Here is a 20,113-nt window from a genome sequence, read left to right on the forward strand (position 1 = left end):
TAGCTGCCGAACCATCAACTTCCGCCCGCAGGGCCTTGACAAGCCCATCGGCCGCTTAACTTCGTGGCCTTGCCGGTTGAACGGGGTGACCTTTCCAAGTCGCCCTGAACCACTGGAGCTTCGATGTGCCGCCAGTCTGCCACCGTCTGCCTGATCAGTCGCCCGCTCTGGATGGTGTGGCGGGATTGTCGCTGGTGGAGCGGTTGCGGCTGCTGGAGACCCGCCTGGTCAAGGCTGGCCTGGACGTGCGGGTCGGCGAGCCGTGGGCGCCGAACGTCGTCGTCGACCGCAACCTGGTCACCGGTCAGAATCCCGCTTCCTCCGCCCCGCTCGCCGCCGAGCTGCTGAAGAAGCTGCAGCAGCCGGCCTGACCGGCCCCGACCCGCCCGCGACACGCACCGCCCTCACCGCCCCCTGACGGTGGGGGCGTTCAGGGCTCCACGGCGTCGCGCACCGCGCAACCGTCCCCGCCCGCCGCCCCGCCCGCCGGGGGAGCGGCGCCGTCCTCCTCCGACAGCATCGTGCTGCGCACCCGGTGCACGTACCGCTCGATCAGGTGCCGCAGCACGCCCACCGTCGCGGCGACGTCCGGCTCCGCCACCCCGTCCAGCGCACTGGTCAGCCCGATGATGTTGGCCTGTTTCAGCCGCTCCAGCATCGCCCGCCCGTCGGCCGTGAGCGCCACCTGACGGGCCCGCCGGTCCAGCGCGTCGGGGGTGCGTTCCACCAGGTGCTGGCCCTCCAGGCGGTCGATCTGCCGGGTGACGTGGGAGGGCTTGACCATCAGTCTGGCGGCCAGGTCACCGACCCGGCTGGCCCCTTCGGCCTCGGCGAGCGCGCGCAGCAGGTAGACGTCCGAGCGGGCGGCGGTGATGCCGGCCCGGGCGGTGCGGCGCTCGTGCTCCTGGGAGCGGGTCAGCAGGTAGGCCAGCGAGGCCAGTACGGCCTCCAGGTCGGCGGCGGCGCTCCGATCGTCCGCAGCGTCCGGTACGGGGGAGGGCTCGTCTGCGGCGTCCGACATGGGGGAACTCTAGCGATCCGGTGCCCGCCACCGCTGCGGTGCAGACCGCCGACCGGATTTCGGACAGATTCGGCGCCCACCGGATGGGCCCTTTCGCCGCCACGGACCGCGAGTTAGCGTGACGGTCAGTTAGTTGCTTTTGGCACGTAAATGCTCCAGGGCTCGCTCCACCCCACCCACACGAAAGGGAGCCCCTGATGGCCACCGCCGCACCGACCCCCCGCTTCACCCACCCCGCCGCCCGCGGCACCTGCACCTTCGCCCCGCCGCCGCCCTACCGCCAGGCCCAGCGCGAGGAGCCGATCAGCCGCATCTCCCTGTGGGACGGCACCCCCAGCTGGTTGGTCACCCGCCACGAGGACATCAAGGCGGTGCTCTCCGACGCCCGCTTCAGCTCCGACTCCACCCGCCCCGGCTTCCCCTTCGTCAGCGCCGGCGCCCGCTACCTGAACGCCGGCCAGCCCACCCTCATCCGGATGGACGACCCCGAGCACGCCCGCCTGCGCCGGATGCTCACCGGCGAATTCATGATCAAGAAGGTCGAGGCGCTGCGCCCCGACATCCAGCGCATCGCCGACGACCTCCTCGACCGCATGACCGCCGCACGCACCGGCGCCGACCTGGTCCGCGACTTCGCCCTGCCGCTGCCCTCCCTGGTCATCTGCCTGCTGCTCGGCGTCCCCTACCAGGACCACGACTTCTTCCAGGAGCGCAGCCGCGTCATGCTGCGCCGCGACTCCGCCGCCGAGGACGTCGCCGCCGCCCAGCGCAGCCTGGTCGACTACCTGGTCACACTCACCGAGACCAAGCGCACCCAGCCCGACGACGGCATCCTCAGCCGCCTGGTGGCCCGCGGCGAACTCGACACCCAGGAGATCGCCGCGATGGGCCGGCTGCTGCTGGTAGCCGGCCACGAGACCACCGCCAACATGACCGCCCTGTCGGTCCTCGCCCTGCTGCGCAACCCCGACCAGCTCGACCACCTGCGCCGCCACCCCGAAGCCGTCACCGGCGCGGTCGAGGAACTGCTGCGCTACCTGACCATCGTGCACACCGGCCTGACCCGGGTCGCCACCGAGGACGTCGACCTCGGCGGCGTGCGCATCCGGGCGGGCGAGGGGGTCGTCTGCATGGTCAGCGTCGCCAACCGGGACGAGGACCAGTTCCCGGACGGCGACGCACTTGACCTGACCCGCGACGCACGCCGCCACCTGGCCTTCGGCTTCGGCGTCCACCAGTGCCTGGGACAGCCCCTGGCCTGGCTGGAACTGCAGATCGCCCTCGACACCCTCCTGCGGCGACTGCCCGAACTGCGCCTGGCCGTCCCCTTCGAGGAGATCCCCTTCCGCGGCGACATGCTCGTCTACGGCGTCCACGAGCTGCCGATCACCTGGTGACCGGAGCCACCCCCAACACGCCCGCCGTCCACCGGAGTTCGTGCCCCCACCCGAAGAGAACCCCCGTGCTCGTCCAGATCGACCAGGAAAAGTGCTGCGGCGCCGGACACTGCGTCCTCGCCGCCCCCGACGTCTTCGACCAGCGCGACGAGGACGGCGTCGTCGTCCTGCTCGACGCCCGCCCGCCCGCCGAACTCCACCAGGCCGTCCAGGACGCCGCCGCCGTCTGCCCGGCCGCCGCCATCCACCTGGACCGGACGCCGGTCCAGGCCCTGGAACAGGCGTGACCACTCTGCGCGAGGTGGCCGTCGTCGGCGCCGGCGCCGGCGGACTGCACGCCGCCGAGGCGCTGCGCCGGGCCGGCTACGACGGCCGCCTCACCCTGATCGGCGCCGAGGACCAGCCCCCGTACGACCGGCCGCCGCTGTCCAAGCAGCTGCTCGACGGGCGGTGGCAGCCCGAGCAGCTGGCCCTGCGCGGCCCCGCCGCCCTGGAGGAGCTCCGGCTCGACCTGCGCCTGGGCACACCAGCCGAACGCCTCGACCGCCGCACCCGCACCGTGCGCCTGGCCGACGGCCGCCAGGTGCGCTGCCAGGCCGTCATCCTCGCCACCGGGGTCCGCCCGCGCCGACTGCCCGGAGCCGAGGCGCCACTGCCCGGCGCCCACGTGCTGCGCACCCTCGCCGACGCCCTTGCCCTGCGCGAGGAACTGCGCCCGGGCGCACGGCTGTTGGTGGTCGGCGGCGGGCTGCTCGGCGCCGAGGCGGCGGCCACCGCCGTCGGACTCGGGGCCGAGGTGACCTGGCTGGTGGCCGCCGCCGCACCACTGGCCGCCGTCCTGGGCGCCGAGACGGCCGCGCTGCTGACCGGCCTGCACCGCGCGCACGGGGCACGGCCCGCGCGGTACTGCAAAGGCGCGGCCGGGTGGCCGGCGTGCGGCTGGCCGACGGCTCCGAACTGGCCGCCGACGCCGTCCTGATGGCGATCGGATCCGAGCCCGCCATCGAATAGCTGGCCGGCAGCGGGGTGCCGCTGGCCGACGGCGTGGCCTGCGACGCCCACTGCACCGCCGGCCCCGGCGTCTGGGCGGCGGGCGACGCCGCCTGCTGGCCCGACCCGCGCACCGGCCGGCGCCGCCGCCTCGAACAGCGCACCAACGCCACCGAACAGGCCCAGCACGCCGCCCGGAACCTGCTGGCCGGCCCGGACGGCACCCGGCAGGCCTACGCGCCGGTCCCGTACCTGTGGACCGACCAGTACGGCCTGCGGGTCCAGGCCTTCGGCAGCCCCGGCGGCGCCGACCGCTTCGAACTCGTCGACGGCAGCCTGGCCGACCACCGCTTCGCCGCCGCCTGCCTGCAGGGCGGCAGGGTCACCGGCGCGGTCGGCATCGGCTCCGCCCGGGCCCTGCGCGAGCTGCGCGCCCAGGTCGCGTCCCACGCGCCCCGGCCACCCGTCACCCGGGCCGCCGTCCCCCCCCACGTGACGGGATCGCCCTCCCCGGGCGCGTACCGGGCGAGCCCCCGCCGCGCCCGGCCGGCCCTCACGCCCCGGGCGCAGCGGCCTCCAACTCCTCGACGCTGCCGGACATCACGGTCCGCAGATGGCGCGTCAGGTGCTCCACCGGCCAGTCCCACCACGCGACGGCCAGCAGTCGCGCCACCTCGTCCTCCTCGTACCGCATCCGGATCACCTTGGCGGGGTTGCCGCCGGCGATCGCGTAGTCGGGGATGTCGGAGGTGACGACCGACCCGGCGGCCACGATCGCGCCGGTGCCGATCCGCACCCCCGGCATCACCGTCGTGCGGTAGCCCAGCCACACGTCGTGGCCCACCACGGTGTCCCCGCGCCCCGGCAGCCCGGTCAGCAGGTCGAAGTGCTCCGCCCACGCGCCGCCCATGATCGGGAACGGGAACGTCGACGGCCCGTCCATCCGGTGGTTGGCGCCGTTCATCACGAACCGCACCCCCTCGGCGAACGCGCAGAACCTCCCGATGACCAGCCGCTCCGGCCCGTAGTGGTACAGCACGTTGCGCGTCTGGAAGGCCGTCGGATCGTCCGGGTCGTCGTAGTACGAGTACTCACCCACCTCGATCAACGGCGAGGTCACCAACGGCTTCAGCAGCACCACCCGCGGCTGCTCGGGAAACGGGTGCAGCACATCCGGGTCGGGCACGACGGGAACCACGAAACCACCTCTTCCAAACCGACGGACACATCCCCTTCATGATCCACTACGCCGGCCGCGACACCGCCAAGCGGATCCGTGATCCGCTCCCGTCCTCGCCGATCCGTAAATGGGTTGGGCCGGCGTGCTGTTGGCTGCTACGGTCGGTGCAGCCGTGAGAGAAGAGCGAGGAGGTGACACCCATGAAGGCGGTATCCGTGTGGGTGCTCCCCCTTGTCGTCACGGTGGGCGATTGACGTTGGTGTCGCCCGGGAGCGCCTCAGACCAGGCAACTCCCGAAAGGCAACACCATGAACTCATCGCATCACGTCCCGAGCGAGCGGGACACCACCCACCACGCCCTGACGCTCACCCGGGTCTCGGACACCGAGTGGCACGCCGTGCAGGACGACCAGGTGGTCGGCCGCGGCGACGCCTCGCGCCGGCCCGACGGGCGGCTGTTCGTCAGCATCGACGCCTGGCACGACACGGTCTTCGACCGGATCGCCCACGCCATGCTGGCCGACCTGCCGCCGGCCCCACTGCACACCCTGGTCGACGAGAGCGACCACGCCACGGCGTCCGCCTGGCAGCGGGCCGGCTTCACGACCGCGCGCCGCGACCAGGGTTACCTGGTGCCCACCGACCCGCAGGTCACCGGACTCCTCCCGGCGCGGCCCCCGGCGGGCGTGACGATCCTGCCGCCGGCCAGGCCGAACAGGGCCCGCTGCGCGCCCTGGAACGCGTCATCCACGACGAGATCGAGGCCGGCGCCGGCTGGCAGTCGATCCCGGCCCAGGTACTGCCCCGCCCGGCGGGGACCCTCGTCGTCGACCCCGCGCAGTACGCGGTGGCCCGACAGCACGACCGGTACGTGGGGGCTGATCCGGGTCTCACCGCCCCGCCGGCCGCGCATCGGCCTGATCGCCGTACGCGCCGAACTGCACCGCCACGGCATCGCCCGGGCCCTGCTGGCCCACGCGCTGGAAGCACTGCACCGCGAAGGCACCGCCGCCGCCTGGGCCGAGGTGGCCGAGTCCAACACGGCCGCCACCGCACTCCTCGAGGGCATCGGCGCCCGACCCGCGGACAGCACCCTGGAACTCGTCCGCCGCTGACGCGCCCCGGCCCACCACGTCATCGAACCAAGAGGTGAAGGACCATGACCAAGACGACGAACGGCATCGAAGCCGAAGGCACCGTCATCGAGTGCCTGCCCGACGTTCAACTTCAACGCGATCTAGCCAGGAATCCCGTGGCTTTGGCCATCGGGAGGAATGGCTTCCCTGAGCTGGGCGGCGCGGAGCGCCGCCGCATCGCTCCGGGCCTGCGCCTCGCTCAGTCGGGGTGCTTCTGGTTCTCGATGTACTCCTTGATGATCGACAGCGGGGCACCGCCGCAGGACGCGGCGAAGTAGGACGGGGACCAGAAGTGGTCTCCCCACAGGTACTTGCGGATGTGGTCGCTGTACTCCTGGCGAAGCCTACGCGCGGAGACGCCCTTAAGGCTGCCGACCAGGGTGGAGAGCTTGACCTGCGGCGGGTAGTGCACCAGCAGGTGGACGTGATCACGCTCGCCGTTGAACTCGCGCAGCTCGGCACGGAAGTCCGCGCACACGTCCCGCATGATCTCTTCGCAGCGCCGCAGGATCTCGTCGGTGAAGACTCCGCGCCGATACCTGGGAACGAAGACCAAATGGGCATGGAGGGTGTGGACGACGCTGCGGCCCCTACGTATACCAGGGCTTGGTTCCCATCGCGGTGACATAGACACATGCTACGGTTGCTCGCATGTTGACGGTGGTTCAGGTAAAGCTGATGCCGTCGCCCCAGGAGGCGGCGACACTCGCCGACACCCTGTCCACCTGCAACCGGGAGGCCAATCGCGTCTCCGAGCTGGCGTTCCGTACGGGTGAGAAGACCCGGAAGACGTTGCAGGGTGCCGCCTATCCGGAGCTGAAAGCCGCTGGTCTGTCGGCTCAGCCCGCGCTGCACGTCATACGCAAGGTCGCGGACGCCTACTCGACATTGACGGCGAACATCCGGGCCGGGAACCTCGGTAAGCCGGGCAGCAAGCGCCGCATCAAGGCCGAGTCCAAGCCGATCGTCTTCCGTGAGGACGCGGCGCAGAGCTATGACGACCGCTGCTTGTCCTGGCAGTTGGACGCGCAGACGGTGTCGATCTGGACTACTGCCGGACGACTGAAAGGCGTTCGGTTCGTCTGTTCGCCGGACGCGCTCAAGACGCTTCGGGAGCACCGCAAGGGCGAGAGCGATCTGATCACGCGCGGCGGCGAGTTCTTCCTGATCGCTACCTGCGACATTCCCGAACCCGAGATGTTCGAGCCGACCGGGTGGATCGGCGTGGATCTCGGGATCGAGAGCATCGCCACCACCTCCACCGGCTACCGCGCTGCCGGGCGCGGTCTGACCCGGCACCGCAGGCGCATGCTCGACCTGCGCGCCAAGCTCCAGAAGAAGGGCACCAAGTCCGCCAAGCGCGTCTTGAAGCGGATCTCCCGCAAGGAGTCCCGCCGCGCCCGGGACATCAACCACGTCATCTCCAAGCGCATCGTGACCGAGGCTGAACGCACCACCGCCGGGATCGGACTGGAAGACCTGTCCGGCATCCGGCAGCGGGCACGGCTGAGAAAGCCCCAACGGGTCGCGCTGCACTCCTGGGCCTTCGCCCAACTCGGCTCCTTCGTGGCGTACAAGGCCAAGCGCGCCGGCGTCCCGCTGGTGTACGTCGATCCGGCATACACCAGCCAGACCTGTGCCGACTGTGGCCACATCGACCGCAGGAACCGGCCCGACCAGGCCACCTTCGCATGCCGGTCGTGCGGCGTCGTTGCGCACGCCGACCGGAACGCTTCCCGCAATATCGCCCACCGGGCGGCTGTTGTCTGGGATGCGGGGCGGCAGTCATCCGCCCCTGTCCCCGCCCCGTAGGGACGGAGACTGGACGCGGGGGCCACCCAACAGCCAGTTGGGCGCCACCTGCAAGCTCGGCCGTTCGCGGCCGAGAAGCTGACGGTGGAGCTCCCGAACGGGCACATCGTGCTCGCCCACATCAGCGGGAAGGTCCGGAAGAACCACATCAAGATCCTCCCGCACGACCGGGTACTCGTGGAGCTCAGCCCCTACGACCTCACCCGCGGCCGGATCCGCTTCCGCTACCGCAACTGACAGGACGCCTCCGGCGGCCCGGCACGCTCCCCCGTGGCGTGCCGGGCCACCGGCGGTTCTGCCGCGGCCGGGCCGACAGGCCCGGGCGCACCGCGGTGTTCCTCGTGGAGGATGCCAGGCCGGCGCCCCGCCGTGTTGTCACTGCGTCGCCACTTCCTTGGCTCTGCGTCTACGCGCCACCCTCGCCGTTCACATCGACGGCCAGCGCCCGCTGCCGGTGCTCGCGCGGCGAGAGCCCGTACACGGCCCGGAACGAACGGCTGAAGTCGGAGGCCCGCGGGATGCCCCAGCGCGCGGCGACGGCGTGGACCGGCAGGGCGCGCAGCGCCGGGTCGGCGAGGTCACGGCGCGCCCGCTCCAGCCGCTGGCCGCGGATCCACGCGGCCAGCGTCACGCCGTCCCGCGACTGCTGGGTGAACACCCGGTGCAGATGGCTGACCGAAACGTGGTGCGCGGCGGCGATCGTCGAAGGCGACAACTCGGGATCGTGCAGATGACGCCGGACGAAGGCCCGCACGCTCTGCGCCAGCGCCCGCCGCCGGGCGTCGTCCGGCAGGACCGCCTCCGCGTCCAGCTCCCGGGCCAGCCAGGCGGCCACCAGATCCACCACGACCGTCCCCAGCCGGGGCGCCTCGGCCGGCCCCAGGACGGCGGCCTGCCGGTCCAGACCGACCAGGAACTCCGACAACAGCGCACACGTGCCCTCCCGCGCCGAGAACCCCCGCCCCAGCAGACCGCGCAGCCGCTGCGGCGGCAACGGCAGCAGCGACACCGGGAAGTCGACGCCCACGGCCTCGGTCCGCTGCTCCCGGCGGCCGCCGGCGCGCACACCGACGGCCCGCACGTCGTACGGGTGGGAGCTGTCGACCAGGTACAGGTCACCGGGCCCGAACATCCGGGTCCCCTCCTCGGCGCCACGCGTCAGCGACAGCCCGCCGCCGAGCGGCATCGTCAGGTGGTACACCCCCGGGTCCGAGCGCCGCACCATCGCGGCGGTGCGCCGGAACCGGGTGGGCGGGAACGAGGACCTCAGCAGCGTCACCGGCCCCAGCTCCAGGCGCCGCATCTCCGCCCGGAAGTCGTCGGCGTGGGCACTGGTCATCTCGCTGGCCCTGGTGCGCCCGATCAGCTCCCGCCAGCAGTCGAACCGCTCCTTCGCGGACACCCCCTCACCCCGGAACACACTTCCCGCGGCCACCTCGCGCCCCTTCCTCTCGGCTCCCTGCCGGGCCGGACCCGTCCGCACCCCGGCCGGGACAGCCCGGTCCGGACCACGGACGGCTGACCGTAGTCGATTCGCTCCCGCTGGTCTGCCGGCAGGGCGCGGACGAAGAGGAACCGGGGGGCTGGCGCACCGGTTTGCGAACCCTTTGCTAGCATCCGCCGCACCGAAAAGTGGATCAAGGGAGCAGCGGTGGACCGGAACCGGATGGAGCTGGCGTACACGCCGACGGGCGAGGACTTCCGCGAGGCCTTGGCGGCCCAGGCACGGCACACCACCGTGGGCCGGCTGGTGCGCATCGCCCTGTTCGCCCCGGCGGCCGTCGCCCTGCTCGGCGGCGCGCTGAAACTGGCGGACGGCCGGGCGGACGCGGCGGACGCGGTGACGGCGGCCGCGCTGGTGGCGCTGGCGGTGTTCGCCCCGCGGCTGCAGGCCGCCTCGGCCCGTCGGCGGGTGGTTCGGCGCGGCGGGGCCCGAACCGTGGTGGTCGACGCCACCGGGGTGAGCGTCACCGACCGGTGCGGCACCCAGACCCGGACCTGGGCCGCGACGCCGCGCTTCATCGAGACGGAGCACCTGTTCCTGGTACTGAACCGCAGCGGCTCCTGCCTGCTCATCCTCGCCAAGCGCGGCACCGGCGACCCCGCCGCGCTGCGCACGCTGCTCACCCGGCACGCGACCGCCGCCGGCGGCGACACGACCGGCGACCGGGCGGGCTCACCGGCCCACTCCGGCTAGCAACACCTGGCAACCCCGCGCCCGACGCCCGCCTACCGCCGCCCGCCCGAGCCCCCGCCCTCGGCGTCGATGCGCGGCAGGACCCGGTCCAGCAGGCGCGGGGTCCACCAGGCCGCCGCGCCGGACAACGTGACCCGGACCCACTTCCCGCCCGCCACCCGCCAGTTGGCTAGACTGCCCCGGCCCGGTGTGATCACGAAGGGACACGGACCGAACATGGGGGGAACCCGGATGACCGCGACCGAGCACGGCCCCGCGCAGCCCGCGGGGCCGCGGATACGCCAGGACATCCCGCACAGCGCCCGGATGTACGACTACTTCCTCGGCGGCAAGGACAACTTCGCCGTCGACCGCGAAGCCGCCGAGCGCGTCCTGACCGCCTTCCCCACCATGCGCACCGCCGTCCGCGCCAACCGCACCTTCATGCACCGAGCCACCCGCGCCCTGGCCCGGCGCGGCCTGCGCCAGTGGCTGGACATCGGCACCGGCATCCCCACCTCGCCCAACCTCCACGAGGTCGCCCAGGCCGTCGAACCGAGCGCCCGCGTCGTCTACGCCGACAACGACCCCGTCGTCCTGGCCCACTCCCGCGCCCTGATGACCAGCACCCCCCAGGGCCGCACCGCCTACGTCCACGGCGACGTCCGCGACCCCGCCGCGATCCTGACCACCCCCCAGGTCGCCCAGACCCTCGACCTGACCCGCCCCGTGGTCCTGTCGATGATCGCCCTGCTCCACTTCGTCCCCGACCTCGAGGAGGCCCACGCCATCGTCAGGCACCTCCTGGACCCCCTGCCGGCCGGCTCCGCCCTGGTCCTCTCCCACGCCACCGCCGAACTCGACCCGCCCGGCGCCACCAAGGTCGAGGAGATCTACAACCAGGCCGGCACCTCCCTGCGGCTGCGCCCCGAGGCCGAGTTCGCCACCTTCTTCGAAGGCCTGGACCTCCTCGACCCGGGCATCGTCCCCGCCCACCGCTGGCACCCCGAGGGCACCGACGACGACGCCGACCCGCTGCCGGCCACCGTCACCGACGCCCAGGTCTCCTTCTACGCCGCCGTCGCCCTCAAGCCCTGACCGGCCGAACGGCCAGCCATCCAGCCATCCAGCCACCCGTCCGTCCGGCCGGCCGTCCGAAGAGCCGACTCCCCGTCAACACCGCGGCCGCCACCGGGTTCCCGTCCGGGTGACACGGGCCCGGTTTCCCCACCGGGCCGGGCCCGCCTCCGCTGTCATGGAGCGGCCCGGCCAACGGGCACAGCGAAACCCGCTACCGCCCTTGGAGGAGTCCCGTGTCCTCGCCCTGCGACCCCCAGTACGCTCCCGCCGGCGACGTGAGCGCAGCGCTCATGGTGATCGACTCCCGGCTCAAGGCCATCTACGACGGCCGGACCGGGACCGACCCCGAACACCGCCGGATGGTCGACCACATCGCCGCCTCCATGGGCCCCGACGAGTTCGGCGCCCTGCTGGAAGGCGCCTGCACCCTCATCTACATGTACATGAACTGGCTGAGCCGGGCCTGCGAGGACCACGGCAAGGACGTCATCGAGTACGTGGTGCCCACCCTCGTCGCCACGATGCGCATGATGCCCAAGACCTTCCGCCCCGAGGTCATCCCCACCATGGCCGGCCTGCTCATCGCCGCCGGCAGCGGCCTGAGCCCCAACCTGTGGCGCGCCCAGTACGGCCCCTGGACCGACGCCGAGATGAACCCCCTGGAAGCCACCGCCACCCTGCTCGCCGAGTACGTCAACCGCATCTGCGGCGACGACCACGACTTCGCCACCCGCCTGATCACCGACGCCCTCTCCCGCGCCGACGAGGACTGACCCGCCCCTTCAGCCCCTGCCCGCCGCCCGGTACGCCGCCACCGCGGCCGGCAGGACGGCCTCCACGCCCGCCAGCGGCTTCTGGTCGACCACCTTCTTCAACGTCAGGATCACATCGCCCTCCCGGACGACGGCCGTCTCGCTGATGAACGGATCCGAACTGCCGGGGACGCGTACGGCTCCCCGGCCTCCCGGGTCGGGCAGCCCGGAGCGCGTGCCGCTGTTGGCGGCGTTGCCGGTGGCCACGCCACGCCGACCATTGAACTTCTGTTCTGTGCCAGGGAGTTGCCGGCACTCGTCCTCACCTGCGAGGTGCCGCCCGGCCGCGACGTCGGTCCGGCGCTCCCGCTGTTACGCGACAGTTACGTTCCGCACGCAACCGATGGCGTTGGGTGAGACGTCCTCATGGAAGACAGCGCCCGAACCGCACCGGCCCCGGTGCCTTCGGGCCGAACGACCACCTCCCCCTGAAAGGGGTGTACCCGTGATCGTCTCCAAGCGGAACTCCCTGCGCCTGGCCGCCGTCGCCACCCTCAGCGCGCTGCTCCTCGGGGCGGCGGGCACCGCCATGGCGGACGCCGCGCCCGCCCCGGCCGCCGCCACCGTGTCCGCCGCCGCCGCCGGCATCACCGCCAAGCCGTCGGCCGCCTCCGTCCAGGCCTGGCAGCTGTTCCGGGTCACCGGCACCACCACCGGCCTCAAGGCCGGCAGCACGGTGACCCTCCAGCAGAAGCAGCACGGCAAGTGGGTCACCCTGCCGGCCTCCGTGCACACGGCCCGCAACGGCTCCTACTCCCTGGGCGTGAAGCTCGGCATCAAGGGCCTGAACGAGCTGCGCATCATCAGCGGGGACACCGCCTCGCCCGTGGTCACCGTGACCGTGCGCTGACCCACGGCCCATAGCCCACGGCCCACAGCCCAGGGCCCACGGCCGACAGGCCCCGCACACCCGACGGCCCGCCGCGTGCAGCGTTCCCGCACCCGGCGGGCCCGCCGCCGTCCGGGGCGGACTACCCGGCCGGCGGCGGCTCCCCGTCCTCGCTCTCCTCCTCCTCGTCCTCGAAGTCGACGCTGACCTGCTCCTCCGGCCGGCGTTCCTCCTGGCGCGCGATGGACGACAGGACCTCCTGGTCCGGCCCGGTGAGCGGTGGTTGCAGGATGCTGCGCGGCCACAGCCGCCGGTGCAGGACCACGTTGGTCTCGGCGGCGTACACGGTGACCTGGGCGTTCAGGTAGAGCCAGGAGAGCAGGCCGATCACGGTGGCGAAGAACCCGTAGACGGCGGTGGCGTGCCGTAGCTGGTGGGCGACCAGGAGGGCGCCGAAGGCCTGCAGGACGGTGAACAGGGGTCCGGCGAGCAGGCAGCCGGGCAGCAGGGCGCGGGTGGGGACGTTCTTCGGGGTGAGGACGCGGAAGCAGCCCAGGCACAGGGCGGTGTTGACCAGGGCGGAGAGGACGAGTGCGCCGATGCGGGCGGCCGGCCCGGTGAGGGCGACGGCGACGAGGGTGGCGGCGGAGGTGGCGAGCAGCAGTCCGACGGTCAGGACGGTGAACAGCAGCAGGCTGCGGGCCAGGCGCGGCCAGTAGCCGGGGCGGACCACGCCGGGCACGTTCCAGATCTCGGCCATGGCGTGCTGGAGGACCTGGGCGATGCCGAGGGTGCCGTAGAGCATGCCGAGCACGGCGATGACCAGGGCCAGTCCGCTGCCCTGGACGGAGTGGACGTTCTGGCGCAGCTGGTCGCCGATGATGGGGAAGTCGGTGAGGGCGGAGTTGACGACGGCCTGCTGGGCGTGCGGGTGGCCGTGCAGGACGAAGCCGAGGACGGTGCTGAGCAGGAGCAGCAGCGGGATGAGGGCGACGAAGCCGTAGTAGGTGATCAGGGCGGCGAGCAGGCCGCCGCGGTCGTCCCCGTACTTCTTGATCACGCCGACGACCATTCCCGCGGCACGGTGGTGCTGCTGGGCGTGGTCGAGGGCGCGCAGGGCGCGTTCGACGGGGTTCATCTGCGGCCACCTCCGAGTCGGGCTCCTCGTCGGCCGGTCGCCGTCCGGTCGCCGGCCGTCTCCGTGCGAGGCGCGCCTACCCGCCGGTGCGCCGCCCACCGCGCACGCGCCCGCCCGCCTCACACGCGCCGCCCACCGCGCACGCGCGTACCGGGGTCGGCCGGTCCCTCCCCCCGGAGGGGACCGGTCGACCCCGGTGGTCCGGGTGTCCGGGGGTCAGGCGGTGGGCGGGGGCAGTTCGCGCAGCCGGCTGACGGGGGACAGGGCCAGCGGGACGAGCATCAGGGCGGAGCCGACGGCGATCGCGGCGAGCCCCTCGCGCAGTCCCAGTGCGCCGCCGATGACGCCGCCGAGCAGGCCGCCCAGCGAGCCGCCGCCGAACAGCAGCGTGCGGAAGGCCGCGTTCATCCGGCCCATGAGCGGCTGCGGGGTCAGCGTCTGGCGCAGGCTGACCATCACCACGCCGGCCACGCCCAGGCCCAGGTAGCTGACGAAGAACGCGCCGACGAACACGGCCATGACGGCCGGCTTGGAGCCGTGGGCGAGCGGGATCAGCAGCGGGCTGGCGAAGATCGCCGTCATCGACACCGCGTAGACCGCGCCGAGGCGGAACCGCTTGATGACCCGTCCGGACAGGGCCGCGCCGACCAGGCCGCCGACCGAGGAGGCGGAGAAGACGATGCCGATCTCGGTGGGCGTCAGGTGCTGGTCGCGCACCGCGTAGAGGACGAACACCGTCCACACCGAGACCATCGAGAAGTTGCAGAACGGCGCCACGAGGGCGAGCGGGCGCAGGACGCGGTCGCCGAAGACCCAGCGCAGTCCTTCGGCGAGTTCCCGCCCGAGGTGCCGCCCTTCCGCCGGGGGTTCGGGGCGCGGCTCGGGGGTGCGGATGGTCAGCAGGGTCACGAGCGAGACCAGGTAGGAGAAGGCGTCCGCCAGCAGGGCGGTCGGCGCGCTCAGGGCGCCGACCAGCAGCCCGGCCAGGCCGGGGCCGGCGACGTCGGCGGTGGAGGAGGTGACGCCGAGCTTCTGGTTGGCCTCGACGTAGTGCTTCGGGTCCTTGACCAGGGTCGGGACGAAGGACATCCAGCTGACGTCGAACAGGACGGAGAAGACGCCGATCGCGCAGGCGAGCGTGAGCAGCACCGGCAGGTCGAGGTGGTGGGTGGCGGCCAGCAGCGGGATCAGGCCGATGAGCACCATCCTGGCGCCGTTGGCCAGCAGCATGACGCGCCGGCGCCGCATCCGGTCGACCAGGACGCCGAACAGCAGGGCCAGGCCGAGGTAGGGGACCAGTTGCAGGAAGCGCAGCAGCCCGACCTGTTCCGGGGTGGCGTCGAAGGCGATCACGGCGGTGAGCGGCAGGGCGAGGGTGGTGACCTGGGTGCCGAGCAGGGACAGCGTCTCGCCGGACCAGAACTTCAGGAAGTCCCGGTTGCGCCACAGCGGGGCCGGGTCCTGGACGGGGGTCGGCGGCCGCTCGTCGGCCGGGCCGGTGTGCGCCTGCGTCTGCGGGCCGGGCGCGATCGCGGTGGTGGTCATCTGGTGGTGCCCCCGAGTCGGTTCTGACGGTTGATGCTTGTTCAGCCGTGAGAATCATGGCAGCCAGACTTGATGGTTGCAAGGGGGAGCTACCATTAGGTCATGGTTTCCGTCACCGCTTCGAAAGCCCCGGCCGGGTCCGCCCCGCCGCTCGCCGTCGCGTTCGCGAACACCCTGGTCGCCACCCGGGGCAAGGTCCGCGACACCCTCGCCGCCCCGGAGGACCTCACCGCCTGGCTCACCCCTGACACCCCCGACGCCGCTGGCACTGCCCCCGGCGCCGCGCTCGGCGAGGCCGACCTGACGGCCTTCCGGGCGCTGCGCGACGCGATCCGCGCCGTCCTGCGCGCCTTCGTCGACGGCGAACCGGCCCCCGCCGACGAGGTCGAGCGGATCAACGAGGCGTCCGCCGCCGCCCCGCGCTGGCCGGTCCTGGTCGCCGACGGCGCCGGGTACGCCGTCACCCGGCGCACCGACCGCGCCCCCGTCCCCGCCGCGCTCGGCGCCCTCGCCCACGATGCCGCCGCCCTGCTCACCGGCCCGCTCGCCGCCGACCTGCGGGCCTGCCACGGGCCGGGCTGCGTCCAGTTCTTCGTCAAGGACCACCCGCGCCGCGAGTGGTGCGGCCCCGGCTGCGGCAACCGCGCCCGCGCCGCCCGGCACTACCACCGCCAGCGCGGGCACTCGGCGTAGCGCCCGGGAACGGCACTGCGCCCCGGAGGGAACGGCCCGGTCCCTCCGGGGCGCGGTCACGCCGACCGACCGTCATGCCGACCGGCCCCCCCGGCCCGGTCAGCCCCCCTGCTGCTCGGCCCCCTGGGCGCGGGCGCGGTGAGCGGCGGACTTGACGCGGTTCTGGCAGGCGGTGGAGCAGAAGCGCCGGGTGCCGTTGCGCGATACGTCGACGTAGACCCGGTCGCAGGCGGGGGCCGAGCACAGCCCCAGCCGGGAGGCGAAGCGGCTGCCCAGGGCGGTGGCGAGGCCCAGGGTGAGGCGGGCGGCCCAGTCGGAGGCCTCGTCGCCGGGGGTGCTGCGGAAGTAGAGGTGCCAGGGCTCGTCACGGTGGCGTTCCAGGACCGGGAACGGGCGCAGGTCCGCCAGCAGGGCGTTGGCGGCCCCGGCCGCGCGGTCCTGGTCGCCGGCCGCGAGGTGCTCGAAGACCGCCCGCAGCCGCGGGGCCAGGGCCGCCAGCCGCACCGCCTGGGCCTCGTCGAGCGCGCTGGCGTGGCGGTCGGCCGTACGCAGCACGGCGTTGGTCCGCTCGGCCAGTTCGCCGTCGGGCGGGGGCTGGTAGGGGCGGGTGCGGGACAGGCCCGGGGTGGCGAGGTTCACCAGGTCCGCCGCGCCCTGCACCATCGCGGTGTTGTGACTGTCGAAGTCCACTTGACCAGTCACACATCCCTTCGTCATAGTCGTGACCGTCAAAACAGGAAACGACAGTAACGGGGTTCCGTGTCCACCGCCACCTCACCCGAGACCCGCCCGCGCCCCTCCACCTGGTCCCGCACCTCCGCCACCGGACGGGCCCTGCTCACCACCGTCCTGGCCACCGGCGTCACCACCTTCATGTTCCTGCCGCTGCTCGCCCTGCACCTGAGCGCCACCGGCACCCCGGTGGGACGGGTCGGACTGCTCATCGCACTGCTCTCGCTGTGCGGACAGGGCTTCTCGGTGATATCCGGCCTCCTCGTGGACCGCGTCGGCGCCCGCGCCACCACCACCGCCGGCTTCGCCCTGCGCATCGCCGGCTACCTGCTGATCGCCGCCGGGGGACCGGCCCTGACACCCGGCATCGCGGCCGTCGGCATCGGCGGCTCCCTGCTGGTGCTCTCCGTCAAGGCCCGCTTGGTCACCGAGGCCGCCGCACACGACGACACCCGCGGCATGCTCGCCCTGCGCTCCACCTTCGGCAACGTCGGCGTGGTCCTCGGCCCCGCCCTCGGCGCACTCGCCTACCCGCTCGGCTTCGACACCATCCTCGCCGCCGCCGTCCTCTCCCACCTCCTCCTCGGCTTCCACCTGACCTTCCTCGCCAAGGACGAACCCGCCGCGCCCCAGCCCCCGCACACCACCCACCCCGCCGCCGCACCCACCCCGGCCCCCGGCCGCCGCGGACCGGTCCTGCTGTTCACCGCCGCCATCGCCTACTGGGCCATATACAGCCAGCTCAACACGCTCATCCCGCTCACCGCCAAGGCCCTCACCGGCACCAGCACGGCCATCTCCGTCGTCTTCACCCTCAACGGCGCCCTCGTCCTGCTCTGCCAGTACACCCTGCTGCGCCGCCACCTCGCCCACCTGCCGCCGCGCACCCTGCTCGCCGCCGGCTTCGCCGCCTTCGCCCTCGCCTACCTCGCCCTGCTCCCGCAAGCCGGATGGCTGTCCCTGCTGCTGTTCACCGTGCCGGCCACCCTCGCCGAAATGCTGATCGGCCCCAGCCTGGACGAACTGGCCGTCACCACCGCCCCCCAGCGCCGCACCGGCCGCGCCCTGGGCCTGCTCGGCCTCGCCGGAGCCATCGGCTCCCCCCTGGGCGCAGCCGCGGGCACCCACCTCCTCCAGGCCCTGAACGGCGGCCCCGGCCTCTGGCTCACCATCACCACCGTCGCCGCCCTCGCCGCCGCCACCTGCCTCCTCCTCCCGCGCGCACCCCGCTGACCGACGATCCACGCGGCCCGACGCGTTGTCAGTCCCCCCGCCTAGTGTTGGGAACAACGACGGAGCAGGCGCCGAAAAGGCGGCCGGTAAGCCTCCGAAAAGCCAGCACGAAAAAAGGGGGCACACCCATGTCCGCGAACAGGATCAAGCACAAGGTCAACCACGTCTCGCTGGTCGTCGACAAGTCCGGCTCGATGGGCCAGCACCAGGCCCAACTCATCCGCGTCGTCGACGAGTTCGTCAAGGGCCTGCAGGAGGAGTCCGACCGCCTCGGCCACGAAACCCGGATCAGCCTCTACGCCTTCGACCACGAAGTGCAGAACCTCGTCTGGGACATGGACGTCAAGCACCTGCCCTCCCTGCGCGGCCTCTACCGCGTCGACAACGGCGCCACCGCCCTCATCGAGGCCGCCGTGAAGTCCGTCGACGACCTGAAGAACATCTGGGAGGGCTACGGCGAGCACTCCTTCCTCCAGGTCGTCGTCACCGACGGCGAGGAGAACGCCTCCGGCTTCTCCCAGACCGGCCAGATGCACACCCGCATGAACGGCGGCCAGGGCGCCACCGTCCTGCGCACCTGGCGGGACCGCATCCAGGGCGCCATGGACGACCTTCCCGAGCACTGGACCTCGGCGATCCTGGTCCCCAACTCCCTCGCCAAGCGCACCGCCCAGGAGTACGGCTTCCCCGCCGGCAACATCGCGATCTGGGACGCCGACTCCACCAAGGGCGTCGAAGAGGCCATCGGCACCGTCAAGTCCGCCGCCACCAGCTTCCTGCGCGGCCGCGAACACGGCGTACGCGGCACCAAGAACCTCTTCGCCATGGGCCAGGACCTCAACACCGCCGACGTCAAGGCCAACCTCGACCCCCTCGACACCGGCAAGTACATCCTGATCCCCGTCGACGAGCACACCCCCATCCGCGACTTCGTCACCAGCGCCGGCCACCAGTACAAGACCGGCTGCGCCTTCTACGAACTCTCCAAGCGCGAGAAGATCCAGGGCAACAAGCAACTCGCCGTCGCCGAGAAGGACCCGGCCACCGGCCGGATGACCGGCCGCGTCTTCTCCGGCCCCGCCGCCCGCCGACTCCTCGGCCTGCCCACCGCGGAAGCCACCGTCAAGCCCGGCGAGAACCCCTCCTACACCGTCTTCGTCCAGTCGACCTCGGTCAACCGCAAGCTCGTCCCCGGCACCAAGCTCCTCGTCCTCCTGTAGTCCCGAACAGCGGCCCCGCACAACCGACTTGCGCCGCACCCCGCCGGCCGTACCGGCCCACCGCTCCTCACGGACATCCCCCTGATCACCCAACCGCTGCTGACCATCACCGGCACCGCGCCCGCGCCCGAAACGGCCTGCACCGTCGAAGCGAAACGATGCCGCCACCCCAACGCCTACAAGCGCTGGACCCCACAAGAGGACGCCGACCTCGCCGCCCGCAGCGCCCAAGGTGCCTGCTTCGCCGACCTCGCCGAGCAGTTCGGCCGAAACCGGGGCGTCGTCTCCTCCCGCTCACTCGCGACGGAACAGCTCACAACCCCCTGACCGGCCGCCCCGGCCCGCCGGCCTGGCGCAGGCGCCGTCATGATGCGGCGCCGGCCCCCGCTTGCTCCTACGACTCACTCGAGAGGCACGTGGACGGGTGCCGGTGGCGGGCCGTAGTGTCGATATCGCATTTCAAGGTGAATGGAAAGGCATAGGGGGCGGCGGGTGTGTTCGTGACGACCGGGCAGGCCGGGACGGCGCTGGGGTGCTCGATCCCGACGGTGAGGAAGCTGATGGCCACCGGCGTGGTCCCGGGCGTGCGCGAGAGCGGCCGGCAGGTGTTCCCGCTGGCCGTGCTCCAGCAGTTGCAGGCCCGGCCCGCCGCCGACCTGAGCGCCCTCGGCACGCCCGAGGTGGCGGTGCTGCGCTCGGACGCCCCCGCACGGGTCGAGGAACCGGACCGGACCTGGATCGGCTTCGGCACCGCGCTGGACCAGGCGCAGCTGCTGGCCGCGCTGTCCGGCTGGTGGCGCTGCGACCCGGCCCGGGTCGCGGCCGGCGCCGTGCTGCCGGTGACGGTCGCCGGGTTCGTCGTCGCGGTGCTGACCGGCCTGGCCGAGTGGGAGTCCGACGGCACCGCCGGCACCACGGGCCGCCACCGCTTCACCAAGGCCCGCCTGGCCGGCTACCTGACCGACCTCACCACCCCCGCCAACGCCGCCACCCCCACCGACCCGCAGGACGCCCGCATGGCGGGCCTGCTGCTCGGCACCCGCCTCCCGTCGCTCTCCGGCGGCCCGATCGCCTACGTCCCCGCCAGCCCGACCGCCACCGCCGACGAGGGGGAGTAAG

Annotated in this window: 21 protein-coding genes and 4 pseudogenes; 16 read left to right on the forward strand and 9 right to left on the reverse strand. The window is 72.7% G+C overall.

Translation table 11 applies throughout. The annotated features are described in order from the left end of the window. Window positions 1-209: 209 nt before the first annotated feature. Window positions 210-371, forward strand: a pseudogene (locus ACWCYO_RS07420) (type 1 glutamine amidotransferase domain-containing protein); the annotation flags it as partial. A gap of 59 nt (window positions 372-430) precedes the next feature. Here ACWCYO_RS07420 and ACWCYO_RS07425 read toward each other — a convergent pair. Beyond that, a complete protein-coding gene (locus ACWCYO_RS07425; RefSeq protein WP_449783686.1) occupies window positions 431-1,021 on the reverse strand; it encodes a MarR family winged helix-turn-helix transcriptional regulator in 591 nt (196 codons plus the stop codon). A gap of 197 nt (window positions 1,022-1,218) precedes the next feature. Here ACWCYO_RS07425 and ACWCYO_RS07430 point away from each other — a divergent pair, with 197 nt between their 5' ends. The 4 genes and pseudogenes from ACWCYO_RS07430 to ACWCYO_RS07445 form a co-directional block, all read left to right on the forward strand. After that, window positions 1,219-2,418: a cytochrome P450 gene (locus tag ACWCYO_RS07430; protein WP_449783687.1), complete on the forward strand. Its 1,200-nt coding sequence runs from the start codon at window positions 1,219-1,221 to the stop codon at window positions 2,416-2,418. A 65-nt stretch (window positions 2,419-2,483) separates the two neighbouring features. Then, a complete protein-coding gene (locus tag ACWCYO_RS07435; RefSeq protein WP_449783688.1) occupies window positions 2,484-2,705 on the forward strand; it encodes a ferredoxin in 222 nt (73 codons plus the stop codon). Then, window positions 2,702-3,397: an FAD-dependent oxidoreductase gene (locus tag ACWCYO_RS07440; protein ID WP_449783689.1), complete on the forward strand. Its 696-nt coding sequence runs from the start codon at window positions 2,702-2,704 to the stop codon at window positions 3,395-3,397. Before ACWCYO_RS07435 ends, ACWCYO_RS07440 begins: the two co-directional genes overlap by 4 nt. Before the next feature lie 65 nt (window positions 3,398-3,462). Then, a pseudogene (locus tag ACWCYO_RS07445) lies at window positions 3,463-3,810 on the forward strand (oxidoreductase C-terminal domain-containing protein); the annotation flags it as partial. A 151-nt stretch (window positions 3,811-3,961) separates the two neighbouring features. On the opposite strand, the gene ACWCYO_RS07450 reads toward ACWCYO_RS07445, so the two are convergent. Then, window positions 3,962-4,606 carry a CatB-related O-acetyltransferase gene (locus tag ACWCYO_RS07450; protein ID WP_449783690.1) on the reverse strand — a complete coding sequence of 215 codons (645 nt, stop codon included), beginning with the start codon at window positions 4,604-4,606 and terminating at the stop codon, window positions 3,962-3,964. 290 nt (window positions 4,607-4,896) lie between these two features. On the opposite strand from ACWCYO_RS07450, the pseudogene ACWCYO_RS07455 reads away from it, so the two are divergent. Then, window positions 4,897-5,703 (forward strand): annotated as a pseudogene (locus ACWCYO_RS07455) (GNAT family N-acetyltransferase). A 220-nt stretch (window positions 5,704-5,923) separates the two neighbouring features. Here ACWCYO_RS07455 and tnpA read toward each other — a convergent pair. Then, complete coding sequence (gene tnpA / locus ACWCYO_RS07460; protein WP_449783691.1) at window positions 5,924-6,352, reverse strand: IS200/IS605 family transposase; 429 nt, start codon at window positions 6,350-6,352, stop codon at window positions 5,924-5,926. 23 nt (window positions 6,353-6,375) lie between these two features. Between tnpA and ACWCYO_RS07465 the strand changes: the two genes are divergently transcribed. Next, window positions 6,376-7,536: an RNA-guided endonuclease InsQ/TnpB family protein gene (locus tag ACWCYO_RS07465; RefSeq protein WP_449783692.1), complete on the forward strand. Its 1,161-nt coding sequence runs from the start codon at window positions 6,376-6,378 to the stop codon at window positions 7,534-7,536. Window positions 7,537-7,617: 81 nt separating this feature from the next. Beyond that, window positions 7,618-7,773, forward strand: a pseudogene (infA, locus tag ACWCYO_RS07470) (translation initiation factor IF-1); the annotation flags it as partial. Window positions 7,774-7,942: 169 nt separating this feature from the next. On the opposite strand, the gene ACWCYO_RS07475 reads toward infA, so the two are convergent. After that, window positions 7,943-8,971, reverse strand: coding sequence for an AraC-like ligand-binding domain-containing protein (locus tag ACWCYO_RS07475; RefSeq protein ID WP_405000771.1), 1,029 nt, complete (start codon window positions 8,969-8,971; stop codon window positions 7,943-7,945). Between the two features lie 216 nt (window positions 8,972-9,187). On the opposite strand from ACWCYO_RS07475, the gene ACWCYO_RS07480 reads away from it, so the two are divergent. Beyond that, complete coding sequence (locus ACWCYO_RS07480) at window positions 9,188-9,733, forward strand: hypothetical protein (protein WP_449783693.1); 546 nt, start codon at window positions 9,188-9,190, stop codon at window positions 9,731-9,733. A 32-nt stretch (window positions 9,734-9,765) separates the two neighbouring features. Here ACWCYO_RS07480 and ACWCYO_RS07485 read toward each other — a convergent pair whose 3' ends face one another. Next, entirely contained in the window at window positions 9,766-9,891 is a 126-nt protein-coding gene (locus ACWCYO_RS07485) for a hypothetical protein (RefSeq protein WP_449783694.1), read from the reverse strand. A 73-nt stretch (window positions 9,892-9,964) separates the two neighbouring features. Here ACWCYO_RS07485 and ACWCYO_RS07490 point away from each other — a divergent pair, with 73 nt between their 5' ends. After that, complete coding sequence (locus tag ACWCYO_RS07490) at window positions 9,965-10,810, forward strand: SAM-dependent methyltransferase (protein WP_270150296.1); 846 nt, start codon at window positions 9,965-9,967, stop codon at window positions 10,808-10,810. Between the two features lie 215 nt (window positions 10,811-11,025). After that, window positions 11,026-11,565: a hypothetical protein gene (locus tag ACWCYO_RS07495; protein ID WP_270150298.1), complete on the forward strand. Its 540-nt coding sequence runs from the start codon at window positions 11,026-11,028 to the stop codon at window positions 11,563-11,565. Window positions 11,566-11,574: 9 nt separating this feature from the next. On the opposite strand, the gene ACWCYO_RS07500 is transcribed toward ACWCYO_RS07495, so the two are convergent. Continuing rightward, a complete protein-coding gene (locus tag ACWCYO_RS07500; protein WP_270150299.1) occupies window positions 11,575-11,811 on the reverse strand; it encodes a hypothetical protein in 237 nt (78 codons plus the stop codon). Between the two features lie 238 nt (window positions 11,812-12,049). Between ACWCYO_RS07500 and ACWCYO_RS07505 the strand changes: the two genes are divergently transcribed. After that, entirely contained in the window at window positions 12,050-12,454 is a 405-nt protein-coding gene (locus ACWCYO_RS07505; protein WP_449783695.1) for a hypothetical protein, read from the forward strand. A gap of 121 nt (window positions 12,455-12,575) precedes the next feature. Here ACWCYO_RS07505 and ACWCYO_RS07510 read toward each other — a convergent pair whose 3' ends face one another. Both ACWCYO_RS07510 and ACWCYO_RS07515 read right to left on the reverse strand, forming a co-directional pair. Next, window positions 12,576-13,571 carry a YihY/virulence factor BrkB family protein gene (locus tag ACWCYO_RS07510; protein ID WP_449783696.1) on the reverse strand — a complete coding sequence of 332 codons (996 nt, stop codon included), beginning with the start codon at window positions 13,569-13,571 and terminating at the stop codon, window positions 12,576-12,578. Between the two features lie 216 nt (window positions 13,572-13,787). Then, window positions 13,788-15,116 carry an MFS transporter gene (locus ACWCYO_RS07515; protein ID WP_449783697.1) on the reverse strand — a complete coding sequence of 443 codons (1,329 nt, stop codon included), beginning with the start codon at window positions 15,114-15,116 and terminating at the stop codon, window positions 13,788-13,790. A gap of 102 nt (window positions 15,117-15,218) precedes the next feature. Here ACWCYO_RS07515 and ACWCYO_RS07520 point away from each other — a divergent pair, with 102 nt between their 5' ends. After that, window positions 15,219-15,809: a CGNR zinc finger domain-containing protein gene (locus ACWCYO_RS07520; protein ID WP_270150306.1), complete on the forward strand. Its 591-nt coding sequence runs from the start codon at window positions 15,219-15,221 to the stop codon at window positions 15,807-15,809. 99 nt (window positions 15,810-15,908) lie between these two features. On the opposite strand, the gene ACWCYO_RS07525 is transcribed toward ACWCYO_RS07520, so the two are convergent. Beyond that, window positions 15,909-16,499, reverse strand: coding sequence for a CGNR zinc finger domain-containing protein (locus tag ACWCYO_RS07525; RefSeq protein WP_449783698.1), 591 nt, complete (start codon window positions 16,497-16,499; stop codon window positions 15,909-15,911). A 69-nt stretch (window positions 16,500-16,568) separates the two neighbouring features. Between ACWCYO_RS07525 and ACWCYO_RS07530 the strand changes: the two genes are divergently transcribed. The 3 genes from ACWCYO_RS07530 to ACWCYO_RS07540 all read left to right on the forward strand — a co-directional run bounded on the left by ACWCYO_RS07530 (window position 16,569) and on the right by ACWCYO_RS07540 (window position 20,112). Beyond that, on the forward strand, window positions 16,569-17,774 hold the full coding sequence (locus ACWCYO_RS07530) for an MFS transporter (protein ID WP_270150308.1): 1,206 nt from the start codon (window positions 16,569-16,571) through the stop codon (window positions 17,772-17,774). A 128-nt stretch (window positions 17,775-17,902) separates the two neighbouring features. Next, the gene (locus tag ACWCYO_RS07535; protein WP_449783699.1) at window positions 17,903-18,994 is read left to right on the forward strand and encodes a VWA domain-containing protein; all 1,092 of its coding nucleotides are present in this window, start codon (window positions 17,903-17,905) and stop codon (window positions 18,992-18,994) included. 500 nt (window positions 18,995-19,494) lie between these two features. Beyond that, a complete protein-coding gene (locus ACWCYO_RS07540) occupies window positions 19,495-20,112 on the forward strand; it encodes a DNA-binding protein (RefSeq protein WP_449783700.1) in 618 nt (205 codons plus the stop codon). Window position 20,113 lies beyond the last annotated feature (1 nt).

The organism is Kitasatospora sp. NPDC001683 (assembly GCF_053596495.1).

What these genes read in the sequence shown, in the direction of transcription:
- ACWCYO_RS07425 (WP_449783686.1), bottom strand. Translation starts at nt 1,021, where the DNA reads ATGTCGGACGCCGCAGACGAGCCCTCCCCCGTACCGGACGCTGCGGAC.
- ACWCYO_RS07430 (WP_449783687.1), top strand. Translation starts at nt 1,219, where the DNA reads ATGGCCACCGCCGCACCGACCCCCCGCTTCACCCACCCCGCCGCCCGC.
- tnpA (WP_449783691.1), bottom strand. Translation starts at nt 6,352, where the DNA reads ATGTCACCGCGATGGGAACCAAGCCCTGGTATACGTAGGGGCCGCAGC.
- ACWCYO_RS07465 (WP_449783692.1), top strand. Translation starts at nt 6,376, where the DNA reads ATGTTGACGGTGGTTCAGGTAAAGCTGATGCCGTCGCCCCAGGAGGCG.
- ACWCYO_RS07490 (WP_270150296.1), top strand. Translation starts at nt 9,965, where the DNA reads ATGACCGCGACCGAGCACGGCCCCGCGCAGCCCGCGGGGCCGCGGATA.
- ACWCYO_RS07510 (WP_449783696.1), bottom strand. Translation starts at nt 13,571, where the DNA reads ATGAACCCCGTCGAACGCGCCCTGCGCGCCCTCGACCACGCCCAGCAG.
- ACWCYO_RS07515 (WP_449783697.1), bottom strand. Translation starts at nt 15,116, where the DNA reads ATGACCACCACCGCGATCGCGCCCGGCCCGCAGACGCAGGCGCACACC.
- ACWCYO_RS07520 (WP_270150306.1), top strand. Translation starts at nt 15,219, where the DNA reads ATGGTTTCCGTCACCGCTTCGAAAGCCCCGGCCGGGTCCGCCCCGCCG.
- ACWCYO_RS07535 (WP_449783699.1), top strand. Translation starts at nt 17,903, where the DNA reads ATGTCCGCGAACAGGATCAAGCACAAGGTCAACCACGTCTCGCTGGTC.